The organism is Methylobacterium sp. ap11 (assembly GCF_900110515.1).
GTDB classification, from domain to species: Bacteria; Pseudomonadota; Alphaproteobacteria; order Rhizobiales; family Beijerinckiaceae; genus Methylobacterium; species Methylobacterium ajmalii.
Genome location: NZ_FOEB01000007.1, coordinates 167,055 through 179,569, shown reverse-complemented (window position 1 = coordinate 179,569; position 12,515 = coordinate 167,055). Strand labels below are relative to the sequence as shown.

General features: G+C 69.2%; 12 protein-coding genes. 5 read left to right on the top strand and 7 right to left on the bottom strand.

Annotation, left to right across the window (positions count from 1 at the left end; all coding sequences use genetic code 11):
- Window positions 1-76: 76 nt before the first annotated feature.
- From BMX97_RS12785 to hemE, 4 genes are all read right to left on the bottom strand, one after another.
- Window positions 77-871 (bottom strand): acid phosphatase, encoded by a 795-nt coding sequence (locus BMX97_RS12785; RefSeq protein WP_244538400.1) that lies wholly within the window; start codon window positions 869-871, stop codon window positions 77-79.
- Window positions 868-1,749 carry an alpha/beta fold hydrolase gene (locus tag BMX97_RS12780; RefSeq protein ID WP_091750674.1) on the bottom strand — a complete coding sequence of 294 codons (882 nt, stop codon included), beginning with the start codon at window positions 1,747-1,749 and terminating at the stop codon, window positions 868-870. Before BMX97_RS12780 ends, BMX97_RS12785 begins: the two co-directional genes overlap by 4 nt.
- Before the next feature lie 20 nt (window positions 1,750-1,769).
- Window positions 1,770-2,144, bottom strand: coding sequence for a CopD family protein (locus BMX97_RS12775; protein ID WP_244538408.1), 375 nt, complete (start codon window positions 2,142-2,144; stop codon window positions 1,770-1,772).
- A gap of 582 nt (window positions 2,145-2,726) precedes the next feature.
- On the bottom strand, window positions 2,727-3,815 hold the full coding sequence (hemE, locus tag BMX97_RS12765) for a uroporphyrinogen decarboxylase (RefSeq protein WP_091750345.1): 1,089 nt from the start codon (window positions 3,813-3,815) through the stop codon (window positions 2,727-2,729).
- 531 nt (window positions 3,816-4,346) lie between these two features.
- Between hemE and BMX97_RS12760 the strand changes: the two genes are divergently transcribed.
- The 5 genes from BMX97_RS12760 to dnaQ all read left to right on the top strand — a co-directional run bounded on the left by BMX97_RS12760 (window position 4,347) and on the right by dnaQ (window position 8,273).
- Window positions 4,347-5,177 carry a pyruvate, water dikinase regulatory protein gene (locus tag BMX97_RS12760; RefSeq protein ID WP_060845278.1) on the top strand — a complete coding sequence of 277 codons (831 nt, stop codon included), beginning with the start codon at window positions 4,347-4,349 and terminating at the stop codon, window positions 5,175-5,177.
- A 4-nt stretch (window positions 5,178-5,181) separates the two neighbouring features.
- Entirely contained in the window at window positions 5,182-5,802 is a 621-nt protein-coding gene (locus BMX97_RS12755; protein ID WP_091750343.1) for a Maf family protein, read from the top strand.
- 242 nt (window positions 5,803-6,044) lie between these two features.
- The gene (locus BMX97_RS12750) at window positions 6,045-6,908 is read left to right on the top strand and encodes a shikimate dehydrogenase (RefSeq protein WP_091750340.1); all 864 of its coding nucleotides are present in this window, start codon (window positions 6,045-6,047) and stop codon (window positions 6,906-6,908) included.
- The gene (gene coaE, locus BMX97_RS12745; RefSeq protein ID WP_091750337.1) at window positions 6,905-7,510 is read left to right on the top strand and encodes a dephospho-CoA kinase; all 606 of its coding nucleotides are present in this window, start codon (window positions 6,905-6,907) and stop codon (window positions 7,508-7,510) included. Before BMX97_RS12750 ends, coaE begins: the two co-directional genes overlap by 4 nt.
- Window positions 7,511-7,559: 49 nt before the next feature.
- Window positions 7,560-8,273, top strand: coding sequence for a DNA polymerase III subunit epsilon (gene dnaQ / locus BMX97_RS12740; protein ID WP_091750334.1), 714 nt, complete (start codon window positions 7,560-7,562; stop codon window positions 8,271-8,273).
- A gap of 22 nt (window positions 8,274-8,295) precedes the next feature.
- On the opposite strand, the gene BMX97_RS12735 is transcribed toward dnaQ, so the two are convergent.
- The 3 genes from BMX97_RS12735 to gcvP all read right to left on the bottom strand — a co-directional run bounded on the left by BMX97_RS12735 (window position 8,296) and on the right by gcvP (window position 12,464).
- Window positions 8,296-8,532: a type II toxin-antitoxin system VapB family antitoxin gene (locus BMX97_RS12735; RefSeq protein WP_091750331.1), complete on the bottom strand. Its 237-nt coding sequence runs from the start codon at window positions 8,530-8,532 to the stop codon at window positions 8,296-8,298.
- A gap of 341 nt (window positions 8,533-8,873) precedes the next feature.
- Window positions 8,874-9,458, bottom strand: a complete 585-nt coding sequence (locus BMX97_RS32040; protein WP_143074613.1) for a hypothetical protein — start codon at window positions 9,456-9,458, stop codon at window positions 8,874-8,876.
- A gap of 141 nt (window positions 9,459-9,599) precedes the next feature.
- The gene (gcvP, locus tag BMX97_RS12730) at window positions 9,600-12,464 is read right to left on the bottom strand and encodes an aminomethyl-transferring glycine dehydrogenase (RefSeq protein ID WP_091750328.1); all 2,865 of its coding nucleotides are present in this window, start codon (window positions 12,462-12,464) and stop codon (window positions 9,600-9,602) included.
- Window positions 12,465-12,515: the final 51 nt, after the last annotated feature.

The window sequence follows — 12,515 nt, the reverse complement described above, 5'->3', positions numbered from 1 at the left end:
TCAGGAGGATCCGGCGTCGTGACCGGCGGCGCGCTCCCCGGCCCGAAGGACGCTCAGCGGCAGGGCGGGACCGCCGTCAGGGAGACGACGACGCTGCGGCCTCGCGGGCGCAGTAGGCCGGATCGGGCGGGACCGTCGCCGCGTCGACGAATTCGCCCCGGGCCCGCTCGAGGTCGACCCGGAACGCCGCATCGCCGATCAGCGTCGCGAACAGGGCGCTGCCGGCGAGGCGGCCGGCCTCGACGTCGCTCGCCCAATGCACCCCGCAGACGATCCGGCTCTCGCCGTAGACCCGGGCGCGGGCCAGGACCGGGGCGGCGCGGTCCGGCATCAGGGCGGCCAGCACGAGGCCGAAGGTCCAGCCCTCGGTGGCGTGGCCGGACGGGTAGGCGAGGCTCTCGTCGAGGGCCCGGCTGCGCGGGCCGCAGAGGAGCGCGTCGTTGCCGAGATGCGGCCGCGGGCGGGCGAAATGCGCCTTGGCGTCGCGCACCACCGTCACCACGTCGCGGCGGACACGGGCGAGGAGACCGGCCAGGACCGGCAGCCGGGCGGGGTCGAGGCGGCGGCCGGCGGGGCAGGAGAAGTGGCCGAGGAGCGCGGCGATGCCCGAGGGGATGTCGGCGGTGGCAAGCGCCCAGCGCGGGGTGCCGGCGAGCGCCCGGGTCGCGGCGTAGGTTGCCGCGTCGGCGGCGTGCGCGGCGCTGCCGGGCTTCGGCGGCGGAGGCAGGATCGCCGCGGCGTCGAGGGCGCCGTCGGCGAGGTAGGGCCGGGGCGCAGGCTCGGCCGTGGCCCGGCCGAGCGAAGCGGCGGAGAGCACAAGCGCCGCGGAGAGGAGGCGCGCCCCCGCGAGGAGCGCCCGCCGCGTCCTCACGCCGCGGCGCCGAGGATCGCGGCCGCGACCGCCTCGGGGCATTCCTCGTGGGCGGCGAGCGCACCGGGGATCGCGACGCTGCGCACGAGGCCGGCCTCGGCGAGCGCCGTCATCTCGGCGCCCGAGCGGCGCGGGGCGCCCCTGGGGTGGAGCATCGTCACCGGTGGCAGGCCGGGGCCGAACAGGGCGTGGAACTCGGCGCGGGTCCGCACCGGGTCGAGGCCGCCGGTGACGAAGGCGGCGGTGCCGAAGCGGGCGCGGGGCTGGTGCGTCACCCGCCGTTTCTCGGCCAGCAGCGCCGGGGTGACCCGGGCCCGGTCGGCATAGACGTGGGCCTGCATCATCCGCGACACGATCGGCGTGCTGACGTTGATCCGGTAGAGCAGGTTGCCGACGACCGGCGCCTCGACGGCGCGGCGCAGGCGCTCGAAGAGCGGCCGGCGCTCCTCGCCCATCGCGGTCGGCAGCGGGCCGCGCCAGGTCGGCGCCACCAGGATCAGCCGGGAAAAGGCGCCCGGATGCCGGGCCGCCGCGGCGAGAAGGTAGCCGGCGGCGTGGCCGGCCGCGATCCCGAGCGCGTAGGGGCCGGGCGCTTGCCATGCGCCACCATGCGGCGCCAGGAGCGCGTCGAGGAAGGCGTGCAGCGTGTCGGGGGCGAGCGGCACCCGGGAACGCGGTTGCGCGCCGAAGCCGGGCCAGTCCGGCACCAGGCAAGCGTGGCGGGCGGCGAGCCGCGTCGCCAGGGGCCGCATCTCCTCGCGGGTCGAGATCGAGGACAGGGCCGGCAGCAGCAGGGCCGGCGGTCCCTCGCCGATCCGGTCCACCGGCAGGGTCAGGGCGCGCCCGGCCAGGGTGAAGGAGAGGGTCTGCGTCTCGATGCCGGCCATCACGGGCTCCCTCAGAACGGCTTCACCACCACCAGGATCACGATCAGGATCAGCAGGAGCGTCGGCACCTCGTTGAGCACCCGGTAGAATTTGGGGCTGCGGACGTTCCGGTCGGCGGCGAAGTCCTTGACCATCCGCGACAGCCAGCCGTGGATGCCGCTCATCGCCAGCACCAGGGCGAGCTTGGCGTGCATCCAGCCCTGGGTATAGGCCTCGCTCATCACCATGAGGGCGATGCCGAAGATCCAGGTGGCGATCATGCCCGGCAGCATGATCGCCTTGGCGAGGCGCCGCTCCATCACCTTGAAGGTCTCGGCCGTCGCCGAGCCTGCCGGCAGCGCGGCGTGATAGACGAACAGCCGCGGCAGGTAGAGCATCGCCGCCATCCAGGCGATGAGCGAGACGATGTGGGCGGCCTTGATCCAGAGATACACGGTGGGGTGGTTCCTCGCGGGGGATTAAGACTGAACTGAAATCTTGGATCGAGGGATGTGGGCACCGCGCCATAACCCTCCCCCCTCTGCGGGGGAGGGTGGCCTCTGCGTCAGCAGAGGTCGGGAGAGGGGAACCACGCTTCCGGAAATGTCGCGCCCGCAGTGAGGGCGCCCTCTGGATGAGCGTCGGGCTGCTCCTCTCGGCGGGACTGCGTCCCGCTGCGCCTGCTCCGGCGGCCACCCTCCCCCGCAGAGGCAGGGCTGTCCGGGGAAAAATGGCACAGGTTAGTCCCTCCCCCGCTGCGTGGGAGGGTGGCTCCTGCGTCAGCAGGGGCCGGGAGAGGGGATGCCGCCTCCAGATAAAACTGAACCGTTCTGACGGGCGGTCCCTGGATCGGCGTCGCGCTGCCCCTCTCCCGCCCGGCTCCGCCGGGCACCCTCCCCCGCAGAGGGGGGAGGGGGAAACCCGTGCCATTCTTTTCCCCGGACAGCTCTGCGACAGAGCGGGGAGGGTTCTCGTGGTGGGTCATCCCCTCACCGCCGCAACCGCGCCAGCATCCGCTCGACATGGGGGATCGGCGTCTGCGGGGTGATGCCGTGGCCGAGGTTGAAGATGTGGGGCGTGCCGGCGGTGGCCTCCAGGATGGCGTCCACGGCGGCGTCGAGCGCCGCGCCGCCGGCGATCAGGGTCTCGGGGTGGAGATTGCCCTGCGTGACCACCGAGGCCGGCAGGCGGGCCCGCAAGGCGCCCAGATCCACCGCCCAGTCGACCCCGACTGCGTCGGCGCCGGTCTCCTCCGCCACCCGGGCGTGGCCGTCGAGCCCCGAGCCGCGGGCGAAGACGATGATCCTGGCGCCCGGCACCCGGCCGCGGATGCCGGACACGATCCGGGCGATCGGCTGGAAGCTCCAGCGCGACAGCGCGTCGCCGGCCTCGCCCGCCGGCACGTCCGGTAGGCTGCCGGCATGGCTCTCGAAGATCTGCACCGCGTCGGCGCCGGCCTCGAACTGACGCACCAGGTACTCGGTCGAGACCGCGACCAGCCGGTCGATCAGGGCGTCGAGGAGGGCGGGGTCGCGGGCGGCGAGGGCGCGGGCGGGCGCCAGGTCCGGCGTGCCGCGCCCGCCGATCATGTAGCTCGCCACCGTCCAGGGCGCGCCGCAGAAGCCGAGCAGCGTCGTCTCGGACGGCAGCTCCGCCCGCAGGCGGCCGACGGTCTCGAAGACGGGCGCCAGGTGGCGTATGACCCGCGGGTCGCCCGCCTCGATCAGCGCGTCGAACTCGGCCCGGCCGGCCATCGGGTCGAGGCGGGGGCCTTCCCCCTCCACGAAGCGCACGTCCTGGCCGAGCGCGTGGGGCACCACCAGGATGTCGGAGAACAGGATCGACGCCTCGAAGCCGAAACGGCGGATCGGCTGCAGGGTGACCTCGGTGGCGAAGTCGGGGTTGTAGCAGAGGTCGAGGAACGAGCCGGCCTCGGCCCGCACCGCCCGGTACTCCGGCAGGTAGCGCCCGGCCTGGCGCATCATCCAGGCCGGCGGGGGCGAGAGCGCCTCGCCGTTCAGCACCCGCAGGATCGGCCGCTCGGCGGCTTCCTTCCCGGCTCCCGCGGTCCCGCTCATTCCCCGTCCCCCCGAAAACCGTCTGCCGCCACGCCGGCGGCCGGTCTCCCTATGCCGAGAACCGCACTCCGGCGCCAGCCCGACGCGTCGTCGCGACCCCGGGCGATGCCCATCCCCACCCAGGCCTCTGAAAAGAAAAGAGAGATTCTAGGAATCTGTTTTTTCTATTGGGGGCAGGCATCGCGGGGCTCCAGCCCCGTCCACAGCCCGTCCCCACCGCCGGTGCGTTAAGAGGCCTTTAACAGATTTGCTCCATTGTCGAAGGATCGCGAGAGTCACGAGGGGTTTGACCCCCGTCGGACTCGGATCGGCGGGTCCACGTCCCGGATTCTCCCACGGGAGGTCCGCCACGAGTGTTAACGCCCGGCCTGTTGAGGCGCGAGGCCGTTAACCCACAGGCCTCCTGCCTGGACCTCGCTTCGTCGGCGCATTATCCACACTCATCGACTCCGCGCCGCCGATCGGTGGACGACGCACCGAGCCTCGGAGTCTTGGTGTCTGCCGCGCCCGCGGCGAGCCCGGGGAGCCCGCGTGGTCCGCAGCTACTTCCACCTCCATCTCGTGTCGGATTCCACCGGCGAGACCCTGATCAACGTCGGCCGCGCGGCCGCCGCGCAGTACGAGGGGGTCTCGGCGATCGAGCACGTCTACCCCCTGGTGCGCTCGGGCACCCAGCTCGAGCGGGTGATCAACGAGATCGAGCAGGCCCCCGGCATCGTGCTCTACACCCTGGTCGGGCGCGAGCTCACCGAGCGGCTGGAGGAGGCCTGCCGGGCCACCGGCTCGCCGCTGCTCTCGGTGCTGGAGCCGGTGCACCAGCTGCTGCAATCCTATCTCGGCACCCACTCGACGGCGCGGCCGGGCGCGCAGCACATGCTGAACGCGGAGTACTTCAAGCGCATCGACGCGATGAACTTCACGCTCGCCCACGACGACGGCAACCTGCCGCACGACCTCAACGAGGCGGACGTGATCCTGCTCGGGGTGAGCCGCACCTCGAAGACGCCGACGGCGATCTACCTCGCCAACCGGGGCTTGAAGACCACCAACATCCCGCTCATCCCGGGCGTGCCGCCGCCGGCGATCCTCGAGACCCTGCGCCAGCCGCTCATCGTCGGGCTGATCGCCTCGCCGGAGCGGATCGTGCAGATCCGCCAGAACCGCCTTCTCAGCCTCAAGGCCGACGATTCGTCCTCCTACGTCGACCGCGACGCGGTGGCGAACGAGATCGCCTCCTCGCGCCGGCTCTTCGCCCGCAACCGCTGGCCGGTGATCGACGTCACCCGGCGCTCGATCGAGGAGACCGCCGCGGCGATCGTCGACTACTACCGCGAGCACCGGCTCAAGTTCATCGCCGACTGATCCGATGCCGCACGCTTCCACGCTCTGGCGCGGGCCCGCGCCGCTCCTCCTCGCCTCGACGAGCCCGACCCGGCGCGCGCTGCTCGAATCCGCCGGGCTGACTGTCGAGACCCGGGCCCCGGGCGTCGACGAGCGCGCCGTCGAGGCGCAGGCCGCCGGCCTCTCTCCCCAAAACCTCGCCGAGCGCCTGGCCTCCGCCAAGGCGGCGGCCGTTGCGGGCCTGTCGCCCGACCGGGTAGTGGTCGGCGCCGACCAGGTGCTCGACCTCGACGGCACGGTCTTCCACAAGCCCGCCGACCGGGCGGGCGCCGCCGCCCATCTCGCGCGGCTGCAGGGGCGCACCCACGCGCTCCACTCCGCCGTGGCGCTCGCGGTCGACGGCGCGGTGGCCGAAATCTTCGTCGTCACCGCGCGGCTCACGATGCGGCCGCTCGACGAGGCGGGGATCAAAGCCTACCTCGACGCCGCCGGGCCTTCGGTGACCGGCAGCGTCGGCGCCTACCAGCTCGAGGGCGTCGGCATCCACCTGTTCGACCGCATCGAGGGCGACCACTCGACCATCCTGGGCCTGCCGCTGCTGCCGCTGCTCGCGCGGTTGCGCGGGCGGAGGTTGCTGGCGTTCTGAGGACACATGTCGGAGGCAGGGCCGTAGCGTGACACCTGTTCCCTTCATCCCACCCGCGACCTCATCCTGAGGTGTCAGTCCATCAACGATGGACTGACCTCGAAGGAGGGCTCCTGAAGGCTCTGCGATCCCTGGAGCCCTCCTTCGAGGTCAGCCGACTTTCAATCGGCTGACACCTCAGGATGAGGTTGAGGATCGGACAACTGCGAAAAGCACTCGAACCGCCTGAGACTGATGTCGCGATGACGACCCCGCACCCCCGAGCCTTCGTGGTGGGCCACCCGATCGCCCATTCCCGCTCGCCGCTGATCCACGGCCACTGGCTCGCCGAGCACGGCCTGCCCGGGACCTACGAGCGCGTCGACGTCCATCCCGACGCCTTTCCGGAGTTCGTCCGATCCCTGCACGCGGCGGGCTTCGTCGGCGGCAACGTCACGATCCCCCACAAGGAGGCGGCGTTCCGCCTCGCCGAGGAACTGACGCCCCGGGCCGAGCGGATCGGCGCCGTCAACACCCTGTGGTTCGAGGGCGGGCGCCTCCACGGCGACAACACCGACGCGCCGGGCTTCCTCGCCCATCTCGATGCCAGCCTGGGTGCCGGCTGGCCGGAGGCGACGGGCGTCGCGAACGGGCGCGCCGCCCTGGTGCTCGGCGCCGGCGGGGCGGCCCGGGCGATCCTGGTCGGTCTCCTCGAACGCGGCCTCGACCGGCTGATCGTCGCCAACCGCAGCGCCGAGCGGGCCGAGGGTCTGACCGCCCTCGATCCCGCCCGGATCACGGCTTCGTCCTGGGATGCGGTGCCCTCGCTGCTCGCGGAGACCGGGCTCCTCGTCAACACCACGGCGCTCGGCATGGCCGGGCAGGATCCGCTCGTCCTCGACCTCGCGCCGCTGCCGGCACAGGCCGCGGTGTCGGACATCGTCTACGTGCCGCTGGAGACCCCGCTGCTCGCTGCCGCCCGGGCCCGCGGGCTGCCGGCGGTCGACGGGCTCGGCATGCTGCTGCACCAGGCGGTGCCGGGCTTTCGCCACTGGTTCGGCACGACGCCTTGCGTGACTCCCGCCCTGCGCGCCCGCATCGTCGCCGATCTGGAGAGCCACGGATGAGCCGGCCCTTCGTCCTCGGCCTCACCGGCTCGATCGGGATGGGCAAGAGCGCCACCGCGGCGATATTCCGCGCGCGCGGCGTGCCGGTCCACGACGCCGATGCCTGCGTGCACGCCCTCTATGGACCGGGCGGGGCCGCCGCCGTCGCGATCGGCGACGCGTTCCCCGGGACGCTCGGCGCCGACGGGTCGGTCGATCGCGCGGCGTTGCGCGACGCCGTGCTGGGCGACGCCCAGCGCCTGCGCCACCTCGAATCCCTGGTCCACCCCCTGGTGGGCGCGGCCCGGGACGCGTTTCTCGCCACGCACGCGGCGGCGCCCCTCGTGGTGCTCGACGTGCCGCTCCTGTTCGAGACCGGCGGCGAGCGCCATTGCGACGCCGTCGCGGTGGTCACCGCCCCGGCCGAGGTGCAGCGCGCCCGGGTGCTGGCCCGCCCCGGCATGACCGAGGCGGCCTTCGCGCAGATCCTCGCCAAGCAGATGCCCGACGCCGAGAAGCGCCGGCGCGCCGACTACCTGATCGAGACCGACCGCGGGTTCCCCCACGCCGAGGCGCAGGTGGACGCGGTGATCGCCGCGGCGGCGGCGCGGCGGGCCGGTTAACGCTTCCTCGCTACACCGGTCGATAACCAGCTCACAGGGGAACCGCACGATGCTGCGCGAGATCGTCCTCGACACCGAGACCACCGGCACCGAGGCCAAGACCGACCGGCTGATCGAGATCGGCTGCATCGAGCTCCTCAACCACATCCCGTCGGGGCGCGAGTTCCACCGTTACATCAACCCGCAGCGGGCGGTGTCGGAGGGCGCGTTCCGGGTCCACGGCCTCTCGGACGCGTTTCTCTCCGACAAGCCGCTCTTCGCGCAGATCCTGCCCGACTTCCTGGAGTTCTGCGGCGACGCGACGCTCGTGATCCACAACGCCGCCTTCGACGTCGGCTTCCTCAACGCCGAATACGCGCGGCTGGGCGACGAGGCGCCGCCGCCGATCGAGCTGGCGAGCGTCGTCGACACCCTGGCGCTCGCCCGCCGCAAGCATCCGGGTGCGGCCAACAACCTCGATGCGCTCTGCTCGCGCTACGGCATCGACAATTCCCGCCGCACCAAGCACGGCGCGCTCCTCGATTCGCAGATCCTCGCCGAGGTCTATATCGAGTTGCTCGGCGGCAAGCAGACGACGCTCGGGCTGACGGTGGAGGGCAATGCCGGCCCGGCCGGTCCGTCCCTGCGCGCCGCCCCCGTCGCGCACGGCCCGCGCCCGACCCGCAGCCGGCTCACCGAGGCCGAGCTGGCGGCCCATGCGACCTTCACGGCGGGCATGGGGGAGAAGGCGATCTGGCGGGATTATCTGGGGGAGGCGGGGTGAGGCGTTCGTCGGCGAACGCCACTCACGGGTCCCCGTAAAGATCATCAAGGAAGGCCTGATTGACGGGCTGCGGGTTCGGGCCGGCCATCTCCCGCAGCTCGCGCGCAAATGTTGTCGATTGAGTGACGAGATTGTCCTTATCACGTTCGAGCGCGCAGCGTAGGTCTTGTCGCATTGCTTCCGTCTCAGTCGCGCGCTTGAGGGAGCTCGGCTCCTGGGCGAGGGCGTCGACATCAGAGCCTTTGATCAACAGGATCATGTCTATCTCGACTGAAGATGTGCGATATCGAAAATTATGAATTGCCGCTTACGATACCATGTCCGCTTGATCCATCCGAATAATGATAAAGCGCGTCCCCCCTCTCCCGTGTGGGAGAGGGGCCGGGGGTGAGGGTGACACGCTTCCGTGTAAAGCTCGAAGCGTCGTGCTGGCAGCTCAACTGTCTGAGCTTAATTCTGAACCGTCTCCACCCTCACCCCTACCCCTCTCCCACACGGGAGAGGGGATCCCGCGTTTTATTTTTTTTTGAACAGATAGAGATGGATTCTACGATAAATTAGATGAACTTCATGTTGAATATTTTTTATGATATTGTATTGTCAACACCAAAGGCCTGCCCACGGTTTTATATGGTACCACCACTCAATCGGACTTAAAATTCGCAATGGTAATTTTGGTAAAAAACCTCTCTTGCTGATAATTGTCTTGTGATCACACGTACAGAATACATCGCATCCTAGTCCAATCGCATTACCTAGCAATTCGCGATCACTCGGATCGGGAAGAGCCGAGCAAATCGATGAGTCCGATATCCGTCGTCCGAGGCTACGACTATGGCTCCTGTCGACGGAATAAAAATCGATCAGCCCATGCGCGTACTCGGAGAGATCATGTTTTAGATCAAAGTCTGGTGTTTGATTTGTTTCTTCAAGTATTTTCTCAGATGTAGATATATGCCAGCCCGCACGCTGTCCCACATAGAAAATATGCATCAATGCTTCAATTTCTTTCGCTCGCGAGACAGGAATGTCTATCGGGATGTATTCATGTTCAAATATTTGATATGGATATTTTACAATGATATTTATCACGTTAGTATCTAGAAATATATCTTTTGGAATTTTCTCAAATGAATATTTCTCACAATCGGCACTATGACTTCCCGAGATGTGTATAAAATCCATTTTCGCCGTGTCGCATCCCAATTTTCAAGCATCTGGGAACCCAACAAAGATCAGCTAGGTCCTGTAAAATCGCACAAATATTATATATATCCAAGTCAAAAAGTGAGCGGCGCCCGATCGCGATCGGGCGCCGCTGGCGTCCTACTCCGCCGCCCTCACATAGCTCTCCACCGGCGGACACGCGCAGACAAGGTTTCGGTCGCCGTATGCGTTGTCCACCCGGTTGACCGGCGGCCAGTACTTGTCGACCCGGAAGGCGCCGGCCGGGAAGCAGGCGGCCTCGCGGGAATAGGGCCGCTCCCAGGGGCCGATCAGGTCCTCGACCGTGTGGGGCGCGTTCTTGAGCGGGTTGTCGGCCCGGTCCATCCGGCCCTCCTCGATCGCCCGGATCTCGTCCCGGATCGCCAGCATGGCGTCGCAGAAGCGGTCGATCTCGCCCTTGGTCTCGGATTCGGTCGGCTCGATCATCAGCGTGCCGGCCACCGGCCAGCTCATCGTCGGCGGGTGGAAGCCGCAATCGATCAGCCGCTTGGCGATGTCCTCGACGCTGACGCCCGCGCTCTTCATCAGCGGGCGGGCATCGATGATGCACTCGTGCGCCACGCGCCCGTGCGTGCCGGTGTAGAGGACCTCGTAGGCCCCGGCGAGGCGCTTGGCGATGTAGTTGGCGTTGAGGATCGCGATCCGGGTGGCCTGCGTCAGCCCCCGCCCGCCCATCAGCAGGCAGTAGCTCCACGAGATCGGCAGGATCGCCGCCGAGCCGTAGGGCGCGGCCGAGACCGAGAATTCGCGCCCGTCGGTCTCGACGTGGCCGGGCAGGAACGGGATCAGGTGCGCCTTGACGCCGATCGGCCCCATGCCGGGCCCGCCGCCGCCATGCGGGATGCAGAAGGTCTTGTGCAGGTTGATGTGGCTGACATCCGCCCCGATGTCGCCGGGCCGGGCGAGGCCGACCAGCGCGTTGAGGTTGGCGCCGTCGAGATAGACTTGGGCCCCATGGGCGTGGGTGATGTCGCAGATCTCCCGCACCGCCTCCTCGAACACTCCGTGGGTGGACGGGTAGGTGATCATGCAGGCGGCGAGGTCTTTTCCGTATTTCTCCGCCTTGGCACGGAAATCGGCCACGTCGACGTTGCCGTTGCGGTCGGCCCCGACCACCACCACGGTCATGCCGCACATCTGCGCCGAGGCCGGATTGGTGCCGTGGGCCGAGGACGGGATCAGGCAGATCGTCCGGTGCCCCTCCCCGCGCGACAGGTGATAGGCGCGGATCGCGAGCAGGCCGGCATACTCGCCCTGCGCGCCGGAATTCGGCTGCATCGAGATCGCCGCGTAGCCGGTGATGTCGGCGAGCTTTTGCGAGAGATCGGCGATCATCTCGGCATAGCCCTCGGCCTGGTCCTTCGGCGCGAAGGGGTGCAGCTCCGAGAATTCCGGCCACGAGATCGGCAGCATCTCGGCGGTGGCGTTGAGCTTCATCGTGCAGGAGCCGAGCGGGATCATCGCCCGGTCGAGGGCGAGGTCCCGGTCGGCGAGGCGGCGCATGTAGCGCGTCATCTCGCTCTCGGCCCGGTTCATGTGGAAGATCGGGTGGGTCAGGTACTCGGAGGTCCGCATCAGCCCGGCCGGCAGCCGCGGCGCGGGCCAGGCTTCGTCATACGTGAGCGCGTCGCCCCCGAAGGCGCGCCACACCGCCTCGACGATGTCGGGCCGCGTGCGCTCGTCGACCGTGATGCCGATCCGGTCGGTGCCCACTTTCCGCAGGTTGATCCCGTTGGCCACCGCATTCTTCAGGATCACGCCCTGGAACGGGCCTACCGTCACGGTGATCGTGTCGAAGAAGGTATTCGGGTGGGTCTCGAAGCCGAGCCGGTTCAGGCCCGCGGCGAGCCGGGTCGCGTCGCGGTGGATCCGCATCGCGATCACCTTGAGCCCGCGCGGTCCATGGAACACCGCGTACATCGAGGCGATCACCGCCAGCAGCACCTGGCTGGTGCAGATGTTCGAGGTCGCCTTCTCGCGCCGGATGTGCTGCTCGCGGGTCTGGAGCGAGAGCCGGTAGGCGCGGTTGCCGCGGGAATCGACCGAGACGCCGACGATGCGGCCCGGCAGCGCCCGCTTGTGGGCGTCCCGGGTCGCCATGTAGGCGGCATGCGGCCCGCCATAGCCCATCGGCACGCCGAAGCGCTGCATCGAGCCGACCGCGATGTCGGCGCCCATCTCGCCCGGGGGTTTGAGCAGCGTCAGCGCCAGCGGATCGGCTGCTACCACGGCGATGGCGCCCGCGTCATGGAGCTTGGCGAACACGTCGGTGAAGTCGTGGGCCGCGCCCTCGACGCCCGGATACTGGACGATCGCGCCGAACACGCCCGCGGGATCGAGGTCGGTGAAGGGATCGCCGACGACGATGCGCCAGCCGAACGGCTCGGCCCGGGTCTTCAGGACCGCGATGGTCTGGGGCAGGCACTGCGCGTCGACGAAGAAGGTGTCGGGCTTTGAGGGATCGGACTTGGCGGTCGCGATCCGGCGCGCCATGCCCATCGCCTCGGCGGCGGCCGTCGCCTCGTCGAGGAGCGAGGCGTTGGCGATGTCGAGCCCGGTCAGGTCGCCGACGCACGTCTGGAAGTTGAGCAGGGCCTCGAGCCGGCCCTGGCTGATCTCGGGCTGGTAGGGCGAATAGGCCGTGTACCAGGCCGGGTTCTCGAAGATGTTGCGCTGGATCGCCCGCGGCATCGTGGTGCCGTGATAGCCCTGGCCGATCAGCGAGGTCAGGAGCCTGTTCTTGTTGGCGGTGGCACGCAGGCGCTCGATCGCCCGGCGCTCCGACAGGGCGGCGCCGAACTCGGTCGCGTCCGCCTGGCGGATGCCGGCCGGCAGGGTCTCGTCGATCAGGGCGTCGAGGCTCTCAGAGCCGACCACCTCCAGCATCCGGGCGATCTCGTCCACCGACGGGCCGATATGGCGGCGGTTGGCGAAGTCGTAGGGATCGTACTTGTCCATCGGCATGGGAGGCGCGCCCTGATCGGAGCCGCGTGGGGCGGCTCGGGATGCGAAGGC

Excerpts from the sequence above, each read along its gene's own strand:
- BMX97_RS12775 (WP_244538408.1), bottom strand. The coding sequence starts at position 2,144 with ATGGCGGCGATGCTCTACCTGCCGCGGCTGTTCGTCTATCACGCCGCG.
- hemE (WP_091750345.1), bottom strand. The coding sequence starts at position 3,815 with ATGAGCGGGACCGCGGGAGCCGGGAAGGAAGCCGCCGAGCGGCCGATC.
- BMX97_RS12755 (WP_091750343.1), top strand. The coding sequence starts at position 5,182 with ATGCCGCACGCTTCCACGCTCTGGCGCGGGCCCGCGCCGCTCCTCCTC.
- BMX97_RS12750 (WP_091750340.1), top strand. The coding sequence starts at position 6,045 with ATGACGACCCCGCACCCCCGAGCCTTCGTGGTGGGCCACCCGATCGCC.
- coaE (WP_091750337.1), top strand. The coding sequence starts at position 6,905 with ATGAGCCGGCCCTTCGTCCTCGGCCTCACCGGCTCGATCGGGATGGGC.
- dnaQ (WP_091750334.1), top strand. The coding sequence starts at position 7,560 with ATGCTGCGCGAGATCGTCCTCGACACCGAGACCACCGGCACCGAGGCC.
- BMX97_RS12735 (WP_091750331.1), bottom strand. The coding sequence starts at position 8,532 with ATGATCCTGTTGATCAAAGGCTCTGATGTCGACGCCCTCGCCCAGGAG.
- BMX97_RS32040 (WP_143074613.1), bottom strand. The coding sequence starts at position 9,458 with ATGGATTTTATACACATCTCGGGAAGTCATAGTGCCGATTGTGAGAAA.
- gcvP (WP_091750328.1), bottom strand. The coding sequence starts at position 12,464 with ATGCCGATGGACAAGTACGATCCCTACGACTTCGCCAACCGCCGCCAT.